At 39.4% G+C, this 19982-nt stretch carries 14 protein-coding genes and 1 pseudogene; 12 read left to right on the top strand and 3 right to left on the bottom strand.

Annotated features, from left to right (window positions below):
- The first annotated feature begins 5 nt into the window (after positions 1-5).
- From prmA to HMPREF2731_RS09855, 5 genes are all read left to right on the top strand, one after another.
- Complete coding sequence (gene prmA, locus HMPREF2731_RS09875) at positions 6-953, top strand: 50S ribosomal protein L11 methyltransferase (RefSeq protein ID WP_002291367.1); 948 nt, start codon at positions 6-8, stop codon at positions 951-953.
- On the top strand, positions 954-1718 hold the full coding sequence (locus tag HMPREF2731_RS09870) for a 16S rRNA (uracil(1498)-N(3))-methyltransferase (RefSeq protein ID WP_002291369.1): 765 nt from the start codon (positions 954-956) through the stop codon (positions 1716-1718).
- Between the two features lie 231 nt (positions 1719-1949).
- Complete coding sequence (locus HMPREF2731_RS09865; RefSeq protein ID WP_002315645.1) at positions 1950-4163, top strand: RelA/SpoT family protein; 2214 nt, start codon at positions 1950-1952, stop codon at positions 4161-4163.
- Positions 4164-4174: 11 nt separating this feature from the next.
- Entirely contained in the window at positions 4175-4621 is a 447-nt protein-coding gene (gene dtd / locus HMPREF2731_RS09860) for a D-aminoacyl-tRNA deacylase (protein ID WP_002291377.1), read from the top strand.
- Positions 4622-4791: 170 nt separating this feature from the next.
- Entirely contained in the window at positions 4792-6051 is a 1260-nt protein-coding gene (locus tag HMPREF2731_RS09855; RefSeq protein WP_002291378.1) for a cytochrome P450, read from the top strand.
- An 87-nt stretch (positions 6052-6138) separates the two neighbouring features.
- Here HMPREF2731_RS09855 and HMPREF2731_RS09850 read toward each other — a convergent pair.
- Positions 6139-7086: pseudogene (locus HMPREF2731_RS09850) on the bottom strand (aldo/keto reductase).
- 395 nt (positions 7087-7481) lie between these two features.
- On the opposite strand from HMPREF2731_RS09850, the gene hisS reads away from it, so the two are divergent.
- The 4 genes from hisS (at position 7482) to HMPREF2731_RS09830 (ending at position 13691) form a co-directional block, all read left to right on the top strand.
- Positions 7482-8774, top strand: coding sequence for a histidine--tRNA ligase (hisS, locus tag HMPREF2731_RS09845; RefSeq protein ID WP_002291383.1), 1293 nt, complete (start codon positions 7482-7484; stop codon positions 8772-8774).
- A 13-nt stretch (positions 8775-8787) separates the two neighbouring features.
- Positions 8788-10557, top strand: coding sequence for an aspartate--tRNA ligase (gene aspS, locus HMPREF2731_RS09840; RefSeq protein WP_002291387.1), 1770 nt, complete (start codon positions 8788-8790; stop codon positions 10555-10557).
- A 108-nt stretch (positions 10558-10665) separates the two neighbouring features.
- Positions 10666-11541, top strand: coding sequence for a YitT family protein (locus tag HMPREF2731_RS09835; protein ID WP_002291388.1), 876 nt, complete (start codon positions 10666-10668; stop codon positions 11539-11541).
- Positions 11542-11807: 266 nt separating this feature from the next.
- Positions 11808-13691: an acyltransferase family protein gene (locus tag HMPREF2731_RS09830; RefSeq protein WP_002335455.1), complete on the top strand. Its 1884-nt coding sequence runs from the start codon at positions 11808-11810 to the stop codon at positions 13689-13691.
- Positions 13692-13759: 68 nt separating this feature from the next.
- Here HMPREF2731_RS09830 and HMPREF2731_RS09825 read toward each other — a convergent pair whose 3' ends face one another.
- Both HMPREF2731_RS09825 and HMPREF2731_RS09820 read right to left on the bottom strand, forming a co-directional pair.
- Complete coding sequence (locus HMPREF2731_RS09825; RefSeq protein WP_002309959.1) at positions 13760-14044, bottom strand: GIY-YIG nuclease family protein; 285 nt, start codon at positions 14042-14044, stop codon at positions 13760-13762.
- Positions 14034-14768, bottom strand: a complete 735-nt coding sequence (locus tag HMPREF2731_RS09820; protein WP_002328908.1) for a tRNA1(Val) (adenine(37)-N6)-methyltransferase — start codon at positions 14766-14768, stop codon at positions 14034-14036. Before HMPREF2731_RS09820 ends, HMPREF2731_RS09825 begins: the two co-directional genes overlap by 11 nt.
- A 128-nt stretch (positions 14769-14896) precedes the next feature.
- On the opposite strand from HMPREF2731_RS09820, the gene HMPREF2731_RS09815 reads away from it, so the two are divergent.
- From HMPREF2731_RS09815 to HMPREF2731_RS09805, 3 genes are all read left to right on the top strand, one after another.
- Positions 14897-15520 carry a lysophospholipid acyltransferase family protein gene (locus HMPREF2731_RS09815; RefSeq protein WP_002309961.1) on the top strand — a complete coding sequence of 208 codons (624 nt, stop codon included), beginning with the start codon at positions 14897-14899 and terminating at the stop codon, positions 15518-15520.
- Between the two features lie 187 nt (positions 15521-15707).
- On the top strand, positions 15708-16829 hold the full coding sequence (locus HMPREF2731_RS09810; RefSeq protein WP_070872885.1) for an exonuclease SbcCD subunit D: 1122 nt from the start codon (positions 15708-15710) through the stop codon (positions 16827-16829).
- A gap of 6 nt (positions 16830-16835) precedes the next feature.
- The gene (locus HMPREF2731_RS09805) at positions 16836-19964 is read left to right on the top strand and encodes an AAA family ATPase (RefSeq protein ID WP_002328910.1); all 3129 of its coding nucleotides are present in this window, start codon (positions 16836-16838) and stop codon (positions 19962-19964) included.
- The last annotated feature ends 18 nt before the right edge of the window (positions 19965-19982 follow it).

The raw sequence follows: 19982 nt of genomic DNA, 5'->3' as shown, positions 1-19982 counted from the left end.
CAGACATGAAATGGAATGAAGTAAAAGTAGAAACCGAAAGTGAAGCAGTCGAAGCGGTCGCTAATATTTTGATGGAGGCAGGAGCGAGTGGTGTTGCGATTGAAGACTCTTTAGATGTTGAACATTTTAAATCGGATCAATATGGTGAAATTTTAGATAAAAATGATTTTACATCGTTGAAAGAAGGCGCGCTAGTCATGGCTTATTTTCCAGAAACGACTTTTTTACCGGAAATCTTGCCTTTTATCAAAGATCGTATCACGCAATTGCCTGAGTTTGGTCTAGCGATTGGAAAAAACAAAGTAACTGTTAGCGAAGTAGAGGAAAGCAATTGGGCAACAGCATGGAAGAAATATTATCATCCGGTGCGTATTACGCGAATGCTGACGGTTGCGCCAAGCTGGGAAAACTATCAGACAGAAGATCCTCTAGAAAAAATCATCACATTAGATCCAGGTATGGCGTTTGGAACAGGCACCCATCCGACGACTTCTTTGACATTGACAGCACTAGAAACAGTATTGCGTGGTGGCGAAACATTGTTAGATGTTGGAACTGGTTCGGGTGTACTAAGTATTGCAGCAAAATATCTTGGTGCGAAAGATGTCTATGCCTTTGATTTAGACGAAGTAGCCGTTCGTTCAGCGAAAGAAAATATGGATATGAATGAAGTAGCCAAAGATGTCCACGTATCAGCTAATGATCTTTTGAAAGGAATCGAGATTGAAAGTGATGTAATCGTTGCGAACATTTTAGCAAATATCATCTTATTGATGATCCCGGATGCTTGGCGTTTACTAAAACAAACAGGGACATTGATCGTTTCAGGAATCATTGAAGAGAAGAAGCAAATGGTTCTAGATGCTATGATAGAACAAGGATTCATCGTGGATCAAATTTTCCAACAAAAAGACTGGTATGCAATTATTTTGAAAAAACCAGAGGTGGAATAGATGCAGCGATATTTTTTGAAAGAATCGTATGAACCAAAAGACAATTTTATTTTAAAAGGGGAAACCTATCATCACATTGTACGGGTTATGAGAATGGAACCGAAAGATGAAGTTTTTTTGGCATTCAATGATCAGATAGCCGTTGTTGCAGAAATCACAAAAATCACCGAAGATGCTGTTTATCTGAAAGAAATTAAAAAAGAAGAAAACCAAAAGGAATTGCCAAGTTCGATAACCATAGCGAGCGGCTATCCTAAAGGAGAGAAGTTGGATTGGATTATTCAGAAATCCACTGAATTAGGCGCACAAGCTTTTCTTGGGTTTCCGGCATCAGCCTCTGTGGTTAAATGGGATGCAAAGAAACGCATGAAGCGACAACAAAGGCTTGAAAAGATTGCTCAAGAGGCAGCAGAACAATCCCATCGGCAAATCGTGCCCTCAGTAGAGTTACTGGAAACGAAACGTGACTTATTTGAACGGCTAGATGATTATGACGTGGTCTTGGTTGCTTATGAGGAATCAGCAAAGCAAGGCGAAAAATCAAATGTAGCCAAAATTCTTAGTGAAACAAAACCGGGCAGTCGAATCTTAGCTGTCTTTGGACCAGAAGGCGGCTTATCCCACGAGGAAATCAATTATTTCGTAGAACACAAAGGGATACTATGTGGATTAGGACCAAGAATCCTCCGTACAGAAACAGCGCCTCTTTATTTATTAAGTGCTGCTAGCTATCAATGGGAGTTAATGGATCCCTCTCATAGCTAACGTTTTTCAACAATAAAAGAGTATCGACGGAAAGAATTGAAAAAATAGGGAACAATTTGTATAATAGAAACAATTATTTGTACAATGAATACGAAAAATTGTTTGAAAAAGCTTTTTAAAAGCGAACATTTCCGTAAAAAAATGTATAACTTCACGGATTTTGGGGCAACTATCAAACAGATATTTGTCCCGATTCCTGTTTTACCGAAAAAGAAAGGGGGATCGATTCCTGTGCCAAAAGAAGAAATTTTAACGGGTCCCGGTGTCATAAAGCTCGTTAGTCAATATATGGGGCCCGAACATGTAGCATTTGTTGAGAAAGCATGCGAATATGCGACTGCTGCACATGACGGACAGTTTAGAAAATCAGGAGAACCCTACATTATCCATCCTATCCAAGTCGCAGGTATATTAGCAGATTTAAAAATGGACCCCCACACAGTGGCTACTGGCTTCTTGCATGATGTTGTTGAAGATACAGAAGTCACCTTAGAAGATCTGAGAGAAGAATTTGGCGATGATGTCGCTATGTTAGTAGACGGAGTAACCAAATTAGGGAAAATAAAATACAAATCCCACGAAGAGCAGCTAGCAGAAAACCATCGAAAGATGCTGCTGGCAATGGCTCAAGATTTACGCGTTATCATGGTCAAATTAGCTGATAGACTACATAACATGCGTACGTTGAAACATCTGCGGGAAGATAAGCAAAGAAGGATTGCTCAAGAAACTTTAGAAATCTATGCACCTCTTGCACATCGTTTAGGTATCAGCCGAATCAAATGGGAATTAGAAGATACAGCACTTCGTTATCTTAATCCAAAACAGTATTACCGTATCGTTCATTTGATGCAGACGAAGCGAGAAGAACGTGAAAAATACGTGAATGGTACTGTTGAGGATATTCGAGTAGCAACAGAAGAGCTGGGGATTTTTGCAGAGATCTATGGACGGCCAAAACATATTTATTCGATCTATCGTAAAATGAAAGACCAGAAAAAGCAGTTCAACGAAATCTATGACTTGCTAGCTATTCGAGTAATCGTAGACTCAATCAAGGATTGTTATGCTGTATTAGGTGCGATCCACACAAAATGGAAACCAATGCCTGGCAGATTCAAGGACTATATTGCCATGCCGAAAGCTAATATGTACCAATCTTTGCATACTACAGTGATTGGTCCGGCAGGAAATCCAGTAGAAATCCAAATCCGTACACAGGAAATGCATGAAATTGCTGAATTTGGGGTGGCTGCGCACTGGGCGTATAAAGAAGGAAAAAATGAAAAAGTAGAACCAGATGGTATGACGAAACAATTAAGCTGGTTCCATGAGATACTTGAACTCCAAGATGAAAGCTATGATGCCTCTGAATTTATGGAAGGTGTAAAAGGAGATATCTTTAGTGATAAAGTCTATGTCTTCACGCCCAAAGGAGACGTTACTGAGCTGCCAAAAGGATCTGGACCACTGGACTTTGCATACAGTATCCATACAGATATCGGTAATAAAACCACTGGTGCAAAAGTAAATGGCAAAATGGTGCAACTTGATTACAAATTAAAAAACGGGGATATCATAGAAATCATGACTTCTCCAAATTCATTTGGTCCAAGTCGTGACTGGTTGAAATTGGTGGCAACTAGCAAAGCAAGAAATAAGATCAAGCGTTTCTTCAAAGCACAAGATCGGGAAGAAAATGTGATCAAAGGTCACGAGTCTGTGGTCAAGTGTATTACAGATTTAGGGTTTACACCTAAAGATATTTTGACAAAAAACAAACTTCAAGAAGCACTTGATCGTTTTAACTATCAATCAGAAGATGATTTATATGCAGCTGTAGGATATGGGGAAGTCAGTCCTTTGACGATGGCCAATCGTCTGACAGAAAAAGAACGGAAAGAACAAAAAATCGAGCAGCAAAAGCAAGAAGCAGAAGAAATCATGAATCAGCCGAAAAAAGAACCTGAGAAAATGAAAGTACGTCATGAAGGTGGCGTTGTCATTCAAGGGGTAGAAAACTTACTGATTCGTATCAGCCGATGCTGTAATCCGATTCCTGGTGATGATATCGTTGGCTACATCACTAAAGGCAGAGGGATATCCATCCATCGTCGAGATTGTCCGAATGTTCAGCCTGATAAACCAAATGTAGCAGAACGTTTGATTGAAGTCGAATGGGAAGATACATCGAATACACGAAAAGAGTATGATGCAGACTTGGAAATCTACGGCTATAACCGTTCAGGCTTATTGAATGATGTACTTCAAACAGTCAATGCGCTGACGAAAAATCTCAACAGCGTCGAAGCTCGGACGAATAAAGATAAAATGGCGACAATCCATTTGACGGTTGGTATCCAGAATTTGTCCCACCTAAAAAGTATCGTGGATAAAATCAAAGCAGTACCTGATGTCTACAGTGTACGCCGGACGAATGGATAGGAGGGCCAGATATGAGAGCAGTCATTCAACGGGTGAGTCAAGCGGCAGTGTCAGTTGATCAGCAAGAGATTGGAAAAATTGGCTGTGGCCTACTCGTTTTATTAGGTATCCATGAAACAGATACGCCAAAAGATGTGGAATATCTAGTAAAAAAAATCGCACAAATGCGTATTTTTGAAGATGATCAAGGAAAAATGAATATTAGTGTAGAAGACGTAGGAGGACAAATTTTAAGTGTCTCTCAATTCACACTATTTGCGGATACGAAAAAAGGAAATCGACCAAGTTTTGTGGAAGCCGCACGACCAGAAATAGCTATTCCTTTATACGAATCGTTCAATGAAGGAATCAGAAGTCGCGGCATCACAGTCGCTACCGGACAATTCGGAGCAGATATGTCGATTTCTCTCGTCAATGATGGACCTGTAACGATTATTATTGATTCTAAAAACAAATAAAGTCAGTTAGTTTTCATCAATAAGAAATATAAATCAAGTCGTTTAAGTTAGACTGAAAAACTCTAACTTAAGCGACTTTTTTCTCGTCTACAAAAAGCGCTTCTTTTGTCAGCAGTCAGAAAAAAAGTTAAGCTTAAATTATACAAGTTATTTTTAGGAGGTTGCTGAAGATGAAAGAAGTACCAGTAGTAGATGTCAAAATCACGGATCTAAAAAGATTGTATCAAAAGGGATACAACATGTTGGAGGAGTTACGTCATGAAGCAGACGCTCCCGTTGTCAAAGCAAAGATTTTCAATAAAGAAGCTATTGTGATCTACGGATCGTCAGCGGCAAAAATATTTTATGACCCAAGAAATTTCAAACGAAAAGGTGCTATGCCAAAATTAGTGTTGAAGACACTTTTTGGTCAAGGTGGAGTACAGACTTTGGATGGAGCTGCCCATCATCATCGGAAAAATATTTTTATGGATCTGATGACCCCCGAAAGAATGGAAGATTATCATCGTATCTTAGATAAGAACCTGACGCAAGCACTTGAAACACAGCATGGTCAATTTGAATTATTTGATTTAAGCAAGATGGTTTTCTTTACATCGATTTGTGAGTGGGCAGGTATCAATTTATCTTTGCTTTCTAAGGATGAAGTCGAAAAATTAGCAGAATATCAAATCTCCATGATCAGCGGAACGTTTACTTCTCCGATTGATCACATAAAAGGTGTCGAAAATCGCAAGAAATCAGAGAAATGGGCGCAAAGTTTGATTGAGGAAGCTCGGAAAAATCCTGTGGCTGGAAAAGAAAATGTGGCATTGTATGCATTTGCCAATGCCACAGATCTAGACGGACAGCTTTTGCCTCTGGAAGTAGCAGCTGTTGAATTATTGAATATCATCCGTCCGACAGTTGCTTTGACTGTATGGGCGGCGTTGATGGGACACGCGCTTTTCAGCAGACCTGATTTGTACCAACAATTGAAAAACGACTTTTCTACGTTGCAAGATCCGTTCATTCAAGAAATGAGACGCTATTATCCGTTCTTTCCGATGTTACCTGCGATTTCTCTGAAAGAAGTAGAAGTCGATGGTTATCGTATACCAGAAGATAGTTGGGTCATTCTAGATTTATATGGAACAGATCATGATGAACGAACGATTGAAGCACCAGATTCCTTTATGATCAAACGATATTTAGGAAAAGCAAAAGATATTTCATATAAAGAAGAATATGAGATGATTGCACAAGGTGGAGGAGATTTTCGACAAATGCATCGCTGCGCAGGAGAATGGATCACTCTCCACAGCCTACGTGTGTTTTCCGATCAGTTAGTAAACAAGTTTGAATTCTCTGTACCTGAACAAGACTGGACGATCCCATTCAATCAGTTTCCGACTTATCCAAACAGCCGAGCGCTACTTTATAAGAATTAGATTAGTATAAACTTATCGAAAAAAGGAAGATCAGCACTGTTTGATCTTCCTTTTTTCATACTACTATAAGTGGATAAGGTCAATTGCTCAAAATCTGTGAAATGCTTCATCAATGGTTTGATAATCCTCACTGGATAAATGCAAATCTAAAGCTTGGACATTGTCAGAGACTTGCTCTGGACGTTTAGCTCCGGGTATGACTACAGACACTCTCGGATTCTTCATATACCAGGCTAGAACAAGTTGCGCAGGGGTAGCTTGGTATCTTTTAGCAATGGGGCGAAGTATGTCGACAGCGGCTAAAATTTCTTTGAAACGTTCTCCTTGAAAATCCGGATTGCTTTTTCGAGGATCTCCTTCGCTGAATTGTTTTTCCTGACCACGTTCATATTTTCCTGTCAGTAAACCGGAAGCAAGAGGAAAATAGGGGACAAAGCTGATTTTGTTTTTTTCAAGATAAGGAAATAATTCTTTTTCAGCCTGCCGATGGATCAAACTGTATTTATCTTCTACTACATCGACATATCCATCTGTATTCGCTTCTTTCAATTGTTCTAACGTGAAGTTCGATACACCAACTGCTCGGATTTTTCCTGCTTCTTTCAATTCGTGCAATGCAGCAACTGCTTCATTTTTTGGTGTGCTTTTATCCGGAAAGTGGATATAAAAAATGTCAATGTAATCAGTTTGCAGACGTTTCAGTGCGTCTTCCACCGATTGTTTGAGAAACTCGGGTGAATTGTCAAATGTTCGTCCTTTATTTGGCACATGAGCAGCTTTTGTAGCAATGACGATACGTGAACGATCATATTCTTTTTCCTTCAATACCTCACCGATCAGTTCTTCAGAACGGCCGTTTCCATAAGCATAGGCGGTATCGATCAAATTGATTCCGCTATTCAAAGCTGTACGAACCACTTGTTTTCCTGTTTCGTCTTCCAAACCGTCAAAAAGATTGTGTCCCCCAACGGCATTTGCTCCTAGTCCAAGCTGTTATGCGTAGACTTGTGAATGTCCGATTCTTATTTCTGCCATAGCTGATTCCTCCTTTTTTATCTAGTCTAAAACAAAAGAACAAAAAGCTGAACTAAAACGTTTTTGTGAGGGAAAATAGTCAGATAACTCTTGACTTTGAGATTGGTTTTTAGTAGGTTATAAGTAATATCGAAATGTCAATGAAAGAGCGAGTAAGTTTTTGAAACTTTACAAGAGAGGATCATCAAGGCTGAAAATGATCCAAAGTTTCATTAGCCCAAAGACACTCTGGAGATGGACGAGTGAAAAGCCGTCCCGCGTACGAGCGTTATTCGTAAGAGGAAAGAGAAATCTTTCAAAATTAGGTGGTACCGTGTATGAATTTCATTCACCCTTGTTCATGATGAACAAGGGTGATTTTTTTATTTACATAGCTAAGAAAGGGAGAGAAAACTATGAGTTTCCAAAGACCAAAAGGAACAAATGATATTTTGCCAGGCGAATCAGAAAAATGGCAGTTTGTCGAAGAAACAGCACGTTTATTGTTCAGAGATTATCAGTATAATGAAATGCGTACACCGATTTTTGAACATTATGAAGTGATATCCCGCAGTGTAGGTGATACGACGGATATCGTTTCAAAAGAAATGTATGATTTTTATGACAAAGGGGAACGTCATGTGACGCTTCGACCAGAAGGTACAGCGCCAATCGTTCGTTCTTTTGTTGAGCATAAATTGTTCGGTCCAGAGTATGCAAAACCGTTCAAAACTTTTTATATGGGACCAATGTTTCGCTACGAACGTCCGCAAAAAGGACGGTTACGTCAATTCCATCAGATCGGAGTAGAAGCATTTGGATCAGAGAATCCTGCAACAGATGTGGAGAGCATGGTGATGGCACTCGATTTCTTCAAACAGTTGGGAATCACGCAAATCCGTCTAGTCATCAATTCATTGGGTGATAAAGACACACGTCAAGCCTATCGTCAAGCATTAATCGATTATCTTTTACCTTTTGAAGCAGAGTTGAGTGAAGACTCTAAACGCCGTCTTCACGAAAATCCATTGCGTGTGTTGGATAGTAAGGACAAACGAGATCAAAAATTTGTAGCAGATGCGCCATCTATCTTAGATTATTTAAGCGAACCTGCTCAAAAACATTTTGATACCGTTGTTTCCATGCTGGATGCATTGGCTGTTCCTTATGAAATCGACAGTAACATGGTTCGCGGATTAGATTACTATACGCATACGATTTTTGAAATCATGAGTGACGCACCGAAAATGGGGGCACAAGCAACGATTTGCGCAGGCGGACGTTATGACAATCTAGTGGAAGAACTGGGTGGTCCTTCAACACCTGGCTTTGGATTTGCAATGGGTATCGAGCGATTACTCTTGACTATGGAGGCAGAGGAAGTAGTTATCCCTGCATTTAATGAGTTAGATGCTTATGTGGTCGCACTCGGAGACGAAACAAATATCGAAGCATTGAAAGTGGTCCAAGCGATTCGAAACTTCGGTTTTTCAGCTGACCGCGACTTCATGAACCGTAAAGCAAAAGCACAATTTAAGACAGCAGATAAAGCGAATGCCAAATTAGTATTGGTGATCGGTGAAGATGAGCTTGCTAGCCAAACGATCAATGTCAAAGCAATGGCAAGCCGAAAAGAAAAAAGTTTTCCATTAGAAGAAATATATGAGCATTTTGATGAAGTCTATGATGAAATGACTTTATTCGAGTAGGAGGAAAAAAGAAATGGCACAAAGAACGATTTATTGCGGATTAGTTTCCGAACAACAATTAGAACAAACAGTTACATTAAAAGGATGGGTACAAAAAAGACGAGACCTTGGGGGAGTAATCTTTATCGATCTACGTGATCGCGAAGGAATCGTTCAAATCGTCTTCAATCCTGAAATCAACAAAGAAGCATGGGAAATCGCAGATAAATGCCGCAGTGAATACGTGATCGAAGTAACTGGGATAGTCAGAAGACGCGGTGAAAATGCAGTAAATCCTAAAATGGCCACTGGTGAATTTGAAGTGATTGCAAGTGAAATCGTGATTTTGAATCAAGCAAAAACACCGCCATTTCAAATTGAAGATGATCAAGCAATCAGTGACGAAATACGTTTGAAATATCGTTATTTGGATCTGCGACGTCCCAAAATGACTAAAAACATCAAATTGAGAAATGCGACAACAAAAGCGATTCGTCATTATTTAGACGATAATGACTTTCTAGATATTGAAACACCTTACCTAGGAAAATCTACACCAGAAGGCGCAAGAGACTATTTAGTTCCTTCACGTGTCCATGCTGGACATTTCTATGCGTTGCCGCAATCTCCTCAACTGTTCAAACAATTGCTGATGAATGCTGGGTTCGACCGTTATTATCAAATCGTTCGTTGTTTCCGTGACGAAGATTTACGTGGAGATCGTCAGCCTGAATTTACGCAAGTAGATATTGAAACAACGTTCCTAACAGCAGAAGAAATCCAAACCTACACAGAGGGATTGATTGCGAAGGTAATGAAAGAAGTTCGCGGCATCGAAGTCGCATTGCCATTTCCCCGTATGACCTATGATGAAGCAATGGCTCGCTACGGCAGCGACAAACCGGATACACGTTTTGAAATGGAATTGATCGATCTAAGCGAAACAGTCAAAGAAGTAGAATTCAAAGTCTTCCAAATGGCTCTTGAAAACGGCGGAGTCGTGAAAGCATTGAATGCGAAGGGCGCTGCAGATCGCTACTCACGAAAAGATATGGATCAGTTAGGACAATATGTAGGGCAATTCGGAGCTAAGGGACTTGCATGGCTGAAAGTGGAAGAAGACGGTTTGAAAGGCCCGATTGCTAAATTCATGGTAGAAGCAACAGAAGCAATCATCAAAGCAACAGATGCAGAACCAGGTGACTTGCTGATGTTTGGCGCAGATAAAAGTGAAATCGTCGCTGCTGCATTAGGGGCTATCCGAACACGTTTAGGAAAAGAATTAGGACTAATCGATGAATCCAAATTCAATTTTTTATGGGTAACTGATTGGCCTCAATTTGAATTTTCAGAAGAAGAAGGTCGATATGTCTCTGCTCACCATCCATTCACGATGCCAAAAGCAGAAGATATCCCATTACTAGCTGAAGACCCTGCAAAAGTCTATGCAGAAGCTTATGATATCGTCTTGAACGGTTATGAACTAGGTGGAGGTTCTATCCGGATCCATACTCGGGAACTTCAAGAAAAAGTGTTGAAAACTTTAGGCTTTACAAAAGAACAAATGGAAGAACAATTTGGTTTCTTGCTAACAGCTTTAGATTACGGATTCCCTCCACATGGCGGCATTGCATTAGGATTGGATCGTTTTGCAATGTTATTAGCAGGGGAAGACAATATTCGTGAAGTCATTGCCTTTCCTAAAAACGGAAAAGCAGCCGATGTGATGAGTGATGCACCAAGTATGGTTTCACCTTTACAATTGTTCGAATTGAATATTGATGTAACCAATATAGAAGAATAGCCGATAAAAAGGCAAAAAGGATTTGTCGAATCTGCTTCTTTTGGCAACCTTGATTTAATTGAAAAACACTTTATAATGAAGCCATAACATATAAAGCGGGGCTTTTCCATGAAAAAAACATTCGAAAATTGGGCTTACCATGATTACACGACCAAACTTTCGGTATCAATCGTTTATGCGTTGATCGCATCTGTCGCATTGAATTTCTTTTATCAACCAGGACATATTTATTCAAGTGGTATTACTGGCCTGGCTCAGATTTTGACGACTTTGTCAAAATCACTCATAGGGTTCGAGGTGCCGGTATCAACCACTTTGTATTTACTGAATATACCTTTGTTCGTCTTGGCGTGGTTCAAAATCGGGAAGAAGTTTACAATTTTCACTTTTATCACAGTCACTTTGACCTCCCTTTGTATCCATATTTTACCGGAAACAGTCTTATCTACCGATCCAATCATTTGTGCGTTGTTTGGTGGGGCTGTGATGGGACTAGGGATTGGGCTAGCGTTGAGAAATGGCCTATCATCGGGTGGTCTAGATATCGTGAGTATCACGATTCGTAAAAAAACAGGAAAGTCGATTGGTTCTATCTCGATCTACTTCAATGCATTGATCGTTTTTGTTGCTGGGATTCTATTTGGCTGGCAATATATGTTTTACAGTACGTTGTCTATTTTCGTCAGTGGAAAAGTAACTGATGTCGTTTATACTAAACAAAAGAAAATGCAGGTAATGATCGTAACGAAACATCCAGAAAAAGTAGTGAATGAAATTCAAAACTGTATGCGTAGAGGAATCACGATCATCAATGAAGCAGAAGGTGCTTATAAACATGATAAGCAGACAGTATTGATGACGATCGTTACACGTTACGAACTGCCTCTACTCAGAGAAGCGATGAAAGCTTCTGATCCGCAAGCTTTTGTAAGTATCGCGGAAAATGTCCAGATACTTGGGCGTTTCTACGAGGATGGCATTTAGATCGAGTTTGACAAAAATTCATGAAATACTACTGTAGACAGACATTCGTTTGTCTGCAGTTTTTTTCTACCAAAGGACGGATCAGCAAATAGAAATTACTTTTTTATTTGAAATTTTCTTAAAGTTGAAAAAAAGCATGTTTATTTTTTAAAATTTATGGGATGATAGAAAAAAATAGTAGAGAAAGGACACGATTCTACTTGCTATTTTCACTTAATACCCGTATATTACGAATGAAAAAAGTTTATGAAAAGTTGGAATATTGAATGGAAAAACAAAAAAGGTTAAAAAACAGCCGCTACATCACTGGGTTTGATGGGCTCCGTTCATTAGCTGTGGTTGGTGTTATCTTCTATCACCTTCTGCCAACTAATATGAAAGGCGGCTATTTGGGCGTTCCGATTTTTTTCGTCGTATCTGGTTATCTGATCACGGATCTGCTAAGGCAGGAATGGGAACAAAATGGAAAAATCAATATTTGGCAATTTTATGTCAGAAGAATGAAGAGACTCTATCCGGCACTCGTTTTTATGCTTGTTACAGCTTCGGCTTATATCACCTTGTTCCAGCGAGGATTGTTGAATAATCTTCGAGGAGTTGTCGTCAGCAGCTTACTGTATGTCAACAATTGGTGGCAAATCAATAACGGTTTATCTTATTTCGACCGATTTGCTAATGAATCACCGTTTACGCATATCTGGTCTTTAGCGGTAGAAGGTCAAAACTATTTGGTTTGGCCAATCTTGTTTGTATTGTTGATGGTATTTGTTCGTAAAAGAAAATGGATCTTTTATACCGTGTTAGGTACATCTTTCCTCTCTGCGATTTTGATGATGATTTTGTATACACCAGGGGGCGATCCAACTCGTGTTTATTATGGAACGGACACCCGGCTGTTTTCTATATGGTTGGGAAGTGCGCTCGCTTTTGTTTGGCCAAGTACTCGTTTGAAGAAAAACATCCCGAAACAAGCAAAAAGTATCCTGAATATCGCTGGAGGAATCTCACTGTTGGCACTGATTCTTTGCTTCTTCTTTTTAGATGATCATTACAATTTCATCTATTATGGAGGGATGCTCCTAGTGAGTCTGTTATGCGTAGTACTAGTTGCAGTGACAGCACATCCTGGAGCAAGCTTGAATCGTTGGCTGACAAATCCAGTATTTACTTGGATTGGCAAACGAAGCTACGGGATTTATCTGTATCAGTTTCCAGTTATGATTTTTTATGAAGCAAAAGTGACTGATATTGCTGATCATGTTCTGTTCCATACTTTAGTGGAAATTACATTGATTTTAATCATCAGTGAACTTTCTTATCGATATGTGGAACGTCCGCTAGCACGTTTTGACTATGGTCGTACATTCCAAGTGATGAAAGGATGGTTCAGCAAACCGATCATCAGTAAGAGCAAACCATGGGTCGTTCCAGGCACATTACTTGTAGCAATTGCATTCGTTGGTTTCGTTACGGCACCGAAAAATGCTGTAACGGCCGATCAAAAACAATTGCAGGCAAAGATCGCTGAAAGTAAAAAATTAGCAGAAGAAACCAGAAACAATTCAGAAAATACCACTAGTTCAGTTGACCAAGCGGTTCTTGATAAGTATGAGTTGTCTAAGGCCCAAGGAAACAAGGCACAAAAATTAGAGCTAACGGCATTTGGTGATTCAGTTATGCTAGATGCTGCAACTGATCTACAAGAGCTTTATCCAAAAGTAGTGGTAGATGGCGATGTGGGGCGACAATTATACGCCAGTGTACCGTATATTGAAAAATTAAAGGAACAAGATTTATTGAAAGACACTGTTCTAATTGGATTAGGAACGAATGGCTCATTCTCTGAAGCTCAGTTTGATAGCGTGATGGATGCAATCGGTGATCGAAAAGTATACTGGGTCAATGTCCGAGTACCGACGAAACGTTGGCAAAATGACGTGAATGCGATGCTTGAACAGATGACGAAAAAATACGACAATATGACGCTGATTGATTGGTATAGCTACAGTAATGACCACAGTGACTGGTTTTATGATGATCAAGTCCATCCAAATCCTGAAGGGATGACACATTACATTCACTTAGTCAGCGAAGCCTTGCTAGGAGGAAGTTCAAGTACGAACAGCAGCGAGACAAACGTATCAGAATAATAGCTACAAAAAACTTCAGGCAAGAACAGTTGTTTTTGCCTGAAGTTTTTTTATCGTGTTTTTAACAGTCATCTATTTTCAGGAAGCAAAACGGTTGAGTGTGTCTTCAAATAATGTTCTTTTTGTTTTCGGGTGAGTTTTTTGAATGCAGCTTCTGCTTTTGTTGCTTCGCTTCTTGAAGAAAATACTTCTGCATGGATCATCTTAACAGGTCTTCTTTTTTGAAGACGTGTATATTTAGCGCCAGTACCATTGTTATGTTCCCCTAGTCTCCTAGAAAGGTCTGTTGTGTACCCACCGTAAAATGTCTGATCTTTACAGAATAATACGTAAAAATAATGTTTATTTGCCATAGAGCATCTCACGAATCTCTGCTGTGTATTCCCCGTCTGCATCGTAAGTGATCAATGGCGGAGCGACTTTGAATCCATCTAATTTACCATCTTTGATTCCTTCAACTAACAAAATATTTGCCTCTTTTCCAGCTTTTGGGTAAACAAATTGGATCCGTTTAGGTGCAATCCGATGATTTTGCATAATTTGGATGATCTCTAAGAATCGTTCAGGTCGATGGACCATAGCGAAACGCCCATTTGTTTTTAGTAACTTACTTGAATTGTCGATCACTTCTTCTAATGTTGTATGGATTTCATGACGGGCGATTGCTAGGTGTTTATTAGGGTTCGTTTTATTTGTTGGCAGCCCTTTGAAATAAGGTGGATTGCAGACGACTAAGTCACAAGAATTATGCCGAACGACGGATAAGCTGTCTTTCAGATCGATGGTGTGGACTGTCATCTGTTCATCTAGATGGTTCAGCGCGATGCTGCGTCTTGCCATGTCTGCTAGGCGAGGCTGAAGTTCGATAGCATCAATAGCTGCTTGAGTTCGTTTGCTTAAAAACAGGCCAACTGCACCATTACCTGCGCAAAGGTCAACAATCTGTCCTTTTTTAGGCACACGAGAGAAATGAGCAAGTAGCACAGCATCTAAAGAAAAAGAAAATACTTGGGAACTTTGGATAATTTTGATATCTTCTGCGTATAATTGGTCGATTCGTTCGTCTTCGTGAAGCATGGATTCCCTCCAAAATGAAAAAAATAGTCGTTTGTATTATACTATTTTTATTAAAAAGAACCAAGGTGGCTTGTCAAACCTCTGTTTTTTATGCATACTATGACCATAAGAAGGGAAAGGAAGAGACTATGTTTTATCGATTTATGCGAGGGGTAGTTCGAGTACTATTAGCTTTAGTCAATGGAAATGCCCGTTATGAGAATAAAGAAGTATTACCGCAAGATGAGAATTACATACTAGTTGCCCCCCATCGTACTTGGTGGGACCCATTATATCTAGCGGTAGCTGCAGCACCGAAGGAATTCAGCTTTATGGCAAAAGAAGAACTGTTCAAAAATCCGGTTCTGCGATTTATATTAACTCGATCCAATGCTTTTCCAGTTAAAAGAGAGAATCCAGGACCAAGTGTCATTAAAACACCTGTAAAGATTTTAAAATCGACAAATTTGAGTTTAATCATGTTCCCCAGTGGGACAAGGCATGCTACAGAACTTAAAGGCGGGATGGCGTTGATTTCCAGAATGTCTAAAGCGAAAATCGTGCCAGCCGTATACCAAGGTCCGCTGACACTTGGGGATTTGTTCAAGCGTAAGAGAGTGACAGTGCGTTTCGGTGAACCAATCGACCTATCAGATATCAAGAAAACGGATAAAGAAGGAATGGCGGAGATCGAACGACGAACACAAGCGGCTTTTGATAAATTGGACAAAGAAGTGAACCCAGATTTCAAATATGAAATCAAAAAAAAATAAAGTGATAAGTTTAGGAGTGGGCGGTCTTTTTGAATCTCCTGTTCTGTTCAGACTTTTCGATGAAAAACGAGGGAGAGACGTCAAGTCTGCCCTCTTTTTGCTTTCCAACGTGCAAAATAGAAGACGGGTGTCATGTAATGGATCAAAGTGTTATAATGATTAGAAGGACATTTTTTGGGGTGATTGGATGCGTTTTTTACATACAGCCGATTGGCATATCGGAAAAAAACTACAAGGTTATGACTTGATTGAAGACCAACGTCATGTATTATCTTCTATACTGAATATCGCGAAAGAAGAAAAAGTAGAGGCAATCGTGATTGCAGGAGACTTATATGATAGGAGTGTGCCGGCTGTCGATGCCGTAGCATTATACAATGAATTGATAGTTGATTGGAATTTAAAGGAAAGAATCCCAATTTTTGCTATATCAGGAAATCACGATAGCAGTACGCGACTTTCAGCTGGTACGCCATGGTTCAGTTATTCGAACTATTTTTTGCGAACGCAGCTAGCAGAAGCTTTCGAACCAGTCGAGTTTAACAACATACAATTTTTCTTTCTTCCTTACTTTGAACCAATTGCAGCCAGATTATATTTTGAAGATGACAGTATCCGCACGATCCATCAAGCGGTAGCAAAAGTGATAGATAAAATGGAAGAGCTGTTCGATTCAGGGAAAAAACACGTACTGATTAGCCATTTTTTTGTAATGGGAAGTGTAAAATCTGATTCGGAAACGAAAATCGAAGTAGGGGGTCTGGATTCGATCCCAGGCGAACTGCTTGCACCGTTTGATTATGTAGCACTAGGACATTTGCATAATCAAGCTGCTTTAAGGCAAGATAATGCTCGCTACAGTGGCTCGCCGTTGAAATTTTCTCTATCTGAGATCAACCAGAAAAAAGGCGTATGGATCGTTGATCTGGCAACAGACCTAGAGTTGAATTTTAGGGAGATCGAACCACTGCATGATATTGAAGAAATAACAGCAAGTTTTAAAGAATTGTTGGATCCTGCCTTCTATCAGTCCATCAATCGGGAAAATTATATCCATATCTATCTCACGGACAGAACGATTATCCCGAATATGATGAACCAGCTTCGGCAAATATATCCTCGTATTTTGGGGATTGAACGGGCAAACGGCCGAGCAGAACAAACAAAGCGCAAACGAAAAGTACTAGAAATGAAAGATCCTCAAAAATTAGCAGAAGCATTTTTTAGTGAAATGACGGAAGAACAGCTAACGGCAAACCAAGAAAAATGGCTCGGAGAAACGTTGCAAGAAATCATGGAAATGGAATGATCAAGAATGAAACCGAAAAAATTAAAACTTAAAAATTTTGGTCCTTTTATCAATGAGACCGTTGATTTTTCACGATTGACAGAAGCACCGCTTTTTTTGATCAGCGGGAAGACTGGAGCAGGAAAAACGACGATTTTTGATGGGATCACTTTCGCACTTTTTGGTGAAACTTCCGGAAGACTTCGTTCTGGAAAAGAGATGCGTTCCTTGTTTGCTACACCAGAAGAAGAAACAAGCGTGACTTTTTCTTTTGAACATCAGCAGATGAACTATGAAATCGAACGAAAACCAGAACAAGTTTTAGCGAAACGAAAAGGAAACGGAACAAAAAAACAGGCAGCTAAAGTAACGTTGACCATTTTTGATGGGAAAGGAAAAGAAATAAAACAAATCACAAAACGTACAGAAGCAGACCAGTTGATCAGAGAACTGATGAATCTCGATGCGAAACAGTTTTCCCAAATCGTTTTACTGCCCCAAGGAGAATTCCGTAATTTTTTGGTTTCATCAAGCAGTGAGAAAGAGACTGTTTTACGTCATTTGTTCGGTACTCAGCTTTTCCAACAGTTTAATGAGCGATTAAAGGAAAAAGCAAAGCAACAGCAACAAAAACTAGATCATTTAGAGCAAGAACTTCATCTTCTGCAAAAAAGATTTGTTTTAGTCAAAGAAGAAGAAGCAGCAGCAGGGTTTGAAGCCGTTCTTTCCCAATGGACAAACCATCAGGCCATACTAGAAAAACAAATCACTGAAGAAAAAGAAGTTTTAGCAGACTATCAGGAGAAACAGAAACAATTAGAAAATTCCTACTATCGTTTTGAAACCTTGAAAAAAAGCTATGAAGAAAAAGCGACATTACTAAATAAGCAAAAGAAATTAGCCGCTCAAAAAGACGAAATAGAGGAAAAGAAACGATGGATTGGGTATTATGAATTTACACAACGTTTAATTGAACCACTCCAGCACCTGAAAGAAATAAAAGCTGAAAAAATAGAACTGTCACAAAAAAGCAGTGAACAAATAAAGAAACTAGCGATGACTACGCAGCATTATGAAGAGTGGCAAAAAAATGAAACAGACCGCATACATCGGCAAACAAAAATCAAAGAAGCTGCTCAACAATTGCAAAACAAACAGATGATGGTACCGATTGTCGAAGCCTTGCGTAGTAAAAAACAAGAAGCAGGACAATTAAAACATTCATTAGATAAAGAAGAAACGAACGCCGAAAAGCTACATCAAAAACAGGCTATTTATCAGGAAAGAACTCGAATTCTTCAAGAAATCTTATTGGATCAGGAAAAACTGCAGGAAGATCGTCTTGCTTTTGGACAGTTAAAACATCTAGATGAAAAACAGCAGGAAATAGAACAACAAAAAACAAAAAGCATCGAATCACTCAAACAGATAAGAGAAGAGCTCAAAAAAGCAGCCGAAGAAACAACAAAAAATAATCAGCGATTGAAACAACAGATAGAACAAGCAGAACAGCTGAAAAGCCAATGGGCAAAGCAGCAAATTGCTCGTCTTCAGCTTTTTTTGCGTCCGGGGGAACCATGTCTGGTTTGTGGGTCGACAGAACATCCCGTACAACAATCAAAACATGAACAGCCAAATAAAGAAGATATCTTGAAAGTAGAGCAACAACTGGCAGAAGCTGAGTCAGCTGTAGAAAGAACCCAGCAAATCATTGCCAAAAATGAAGCATATGAAAATAATCTTCAACAGCAATTATCTGATTTAGAACAAAAAATCATGGAAACGAATATACAACTAGCTGGACAAGAAAAACACTTACGACAGGCTTTGCAACAGGCATTTCCTGCGATAACAGAACAAAAAACAACAATTGCTCTTACAGTAATCGAACAATCTTTAGATAAACGAAAAAGCAAGATAGCCAATGCAAGAGCAGAGCTGGAAGAAATAAGCCAACAAGTAGAAAAGCTTGAGCAGCAATTAGCTGACTACAAGCAGCAACAGACAGCAAAAAATAATCAGCTTCAACAACTGCAAGGCGAAATCAAAAGTTTAGAAAAACAATTACAAGATACGGATAGCAACTGTTTAGAAGAAGAGATACGACAACTTGAAAAACAGTTAGAAGAAGACTCAAACCAACTCGCTGCTGAGCAGAAAGCAGGAATGCAATTGTTGCAAGATCTGCATATGCTTCGGACACAACTTGATCTTCAACAGGAACAAATAGAAAAAATAGATGAAAAAATAGAAAAAGAACAGCAAAGAATAGCTGAAAAGCTGGAAAGCCAATCGTATTTTTCAACAACTGAGGAAGTCTGTGCATTCGCACAACAGCAAGCACAATACGAAGAGAACCAGCGCATAATCACTACTTATCATGAAGCACAATTAGTGACAGCTGACCGACTACGTCAATTAGAAAATATCCAGCTGACGGAGATAGTTCCAGATACAAAAGAGATCAGCCAGCAATTGGAAGAGATAAGAGAGATGATCGAAACAAAGCAAGAAAAGATATACAGTTTACAAGAACAAAAAATCAATAACCAGAAAATCTACGATGAATGTCTTTCGATTTATCACACAAGCCAGACGCAATTAGATGAACTTACGCAATTACAGCAGCTTTCGCAAACATTCAACGGAGAAAATCCTAAGAAGACTAGTTTAGAACGGTATGTGCTTCAAGTTTATCTACAAGAAGTGTTACAAGTAGCAAATGATCATCTCCAACGTTTAACGAAAAATCGTTATCAGTTTGAACTAGCGGATACGATCGGCAGTTATCGAGGGAAAACCGGATTAGAAATCAATATCTATGATGATCAGGCAGGCATGTCTCGAAGCGCGCATACGCTGTCTGGCGGTGAAAGTTTTATTGCAGCACTTTCTTTAGCATTAGCCCTTGCGGATGTGATTCAGACACAAGCTGGTGGGGTAGCAATCGATGCATTGTTTATTGATGAAGGTTTTGGGTCATTAGATGAAGAAGCTTTGGAAATGGCGATGGAAGCTTTAGAAACGATTGAAAGTGAAGGAAGAATGATCGGGATCATTAGCCATGTAAGAGAATTGAAAGAACGAGTATTACAGCAAATAAGAATTGATACAGAAGGTAGCGGACAAAGCAAAATACGCTATCAACTTGGATAAAAAGGGAGATTGGTAACT

Source organism: Enterococcus sp. HMSC072F02 (assembly GCF_001837725.1).
Lineage (GTDB): Bacteria > Bacillota > Bacilli > Lactobacillales > Enterococcaceae > Enterococcus_B > Enterococcus_B lactis.
The sequence above is the reverse complement of the archived record's forward strand: the minus strand, read 5'-3'. Positions and strand labels throughout refer to the sequence as shown.

What these genes read in the sequence shown, in the direction of transcription:
- prmA (WP_002291367.1), top strand. Translation starts at nt 6, where the DNA reads ATGAAATGGAATGAAGTAAAAGTAGAAACCGAAAGTGAAGCAGTCGAA.
- HMPREF2731_RS09870 (WP_002291369.1), top strand. Translation starts at nt 954, where the DNA reads ATGCAGCGATATTTTTTGAAAGAATCGTATGAACCAAAAGACAATTTT.
- dtd (WP_002291377.1), top strand. Translation starts at nt 4,175, where the DNA reads ATGAGAGCAGTCATTCAACGGGTGAGTCAAGCGGCAGTGTCAGTTGAT.
- HMPREF2731_RS09855 (WP_002291378.1), top strand. Translation starts at nt 4,792, where the DNA reads ATGAAAGAAGTACCAGTAGTAGATGTCAAAATCACGGATCTAAAAAGA.
- hisS (WP_002291383.1), top strand. Translation starts at nt 7,482, where the DNA reads ATGAGTTTCCAAAGACCAAAAGGAACAAATGATATTTTGCCAGGCGAA.
- aspS (WP_002291387.1), top strand. Translation starts at nt 8,788, where the DNA reads ATGGCACAAAGAACGATTTATTGCGGATTAGTTTCCGAACAACAATTA.
- HMPREF2731_RS09835 (WP_002291388.1), top strand. Translation starts at nt 10,666, where the DNA reads ATGAAAAAAACATTCGAAAATTGGGCTTACCATGATTACACGACCAAA.
- HMPREF2731_RS09830 (WP_002335455.1), top strand. Translation starts at nt 11,808, where the DNA reads ATGGAAAAACAAAAAAGGTTAAAAAACAGCCGCTACATCACTGGGTTT.
- HMPREF2731_RS09825 (WP_002309959.1), bottom strand. Translation starts at nt 14,044, where the DNA reads ATGGCAAATAAACATTATTTTTACGTATTATTCTGTAAAGATCAGACA.
- HMPREF2731_RS09820 (WP_002328908.1), bottom strand. Translation starts at nt 14,768, where the DNA reads ATGCTTCACGAAGACGAACGAATCGACCAATTATACGCAGAAGATATC.
- HMPREF2731_RS09815 (WP_002309961.1), top strand. Translation starts at nt 14,897, where the DNA reads ATGTTTTATCGATTTATGCGAGGGGTAGTTCGAGTACTATTAGCTTTA.
- HMPREF2731_RS09810 (WP_070872885.1), top strand. Translation starts at nt 15,708, where the DNA reads ATGCGTTTTTTACATACAGCCGATTGGCATATCGGAAAAAAACTACAA.
- HMPREF2731_RS09805 (WP_002328910.1), top strand. Translation starts at nt 16,836, where the DNA reads ATGAAACCGAAAAAATTAAAACTTAAAAATTTTGGTCCTTTTATCAAT.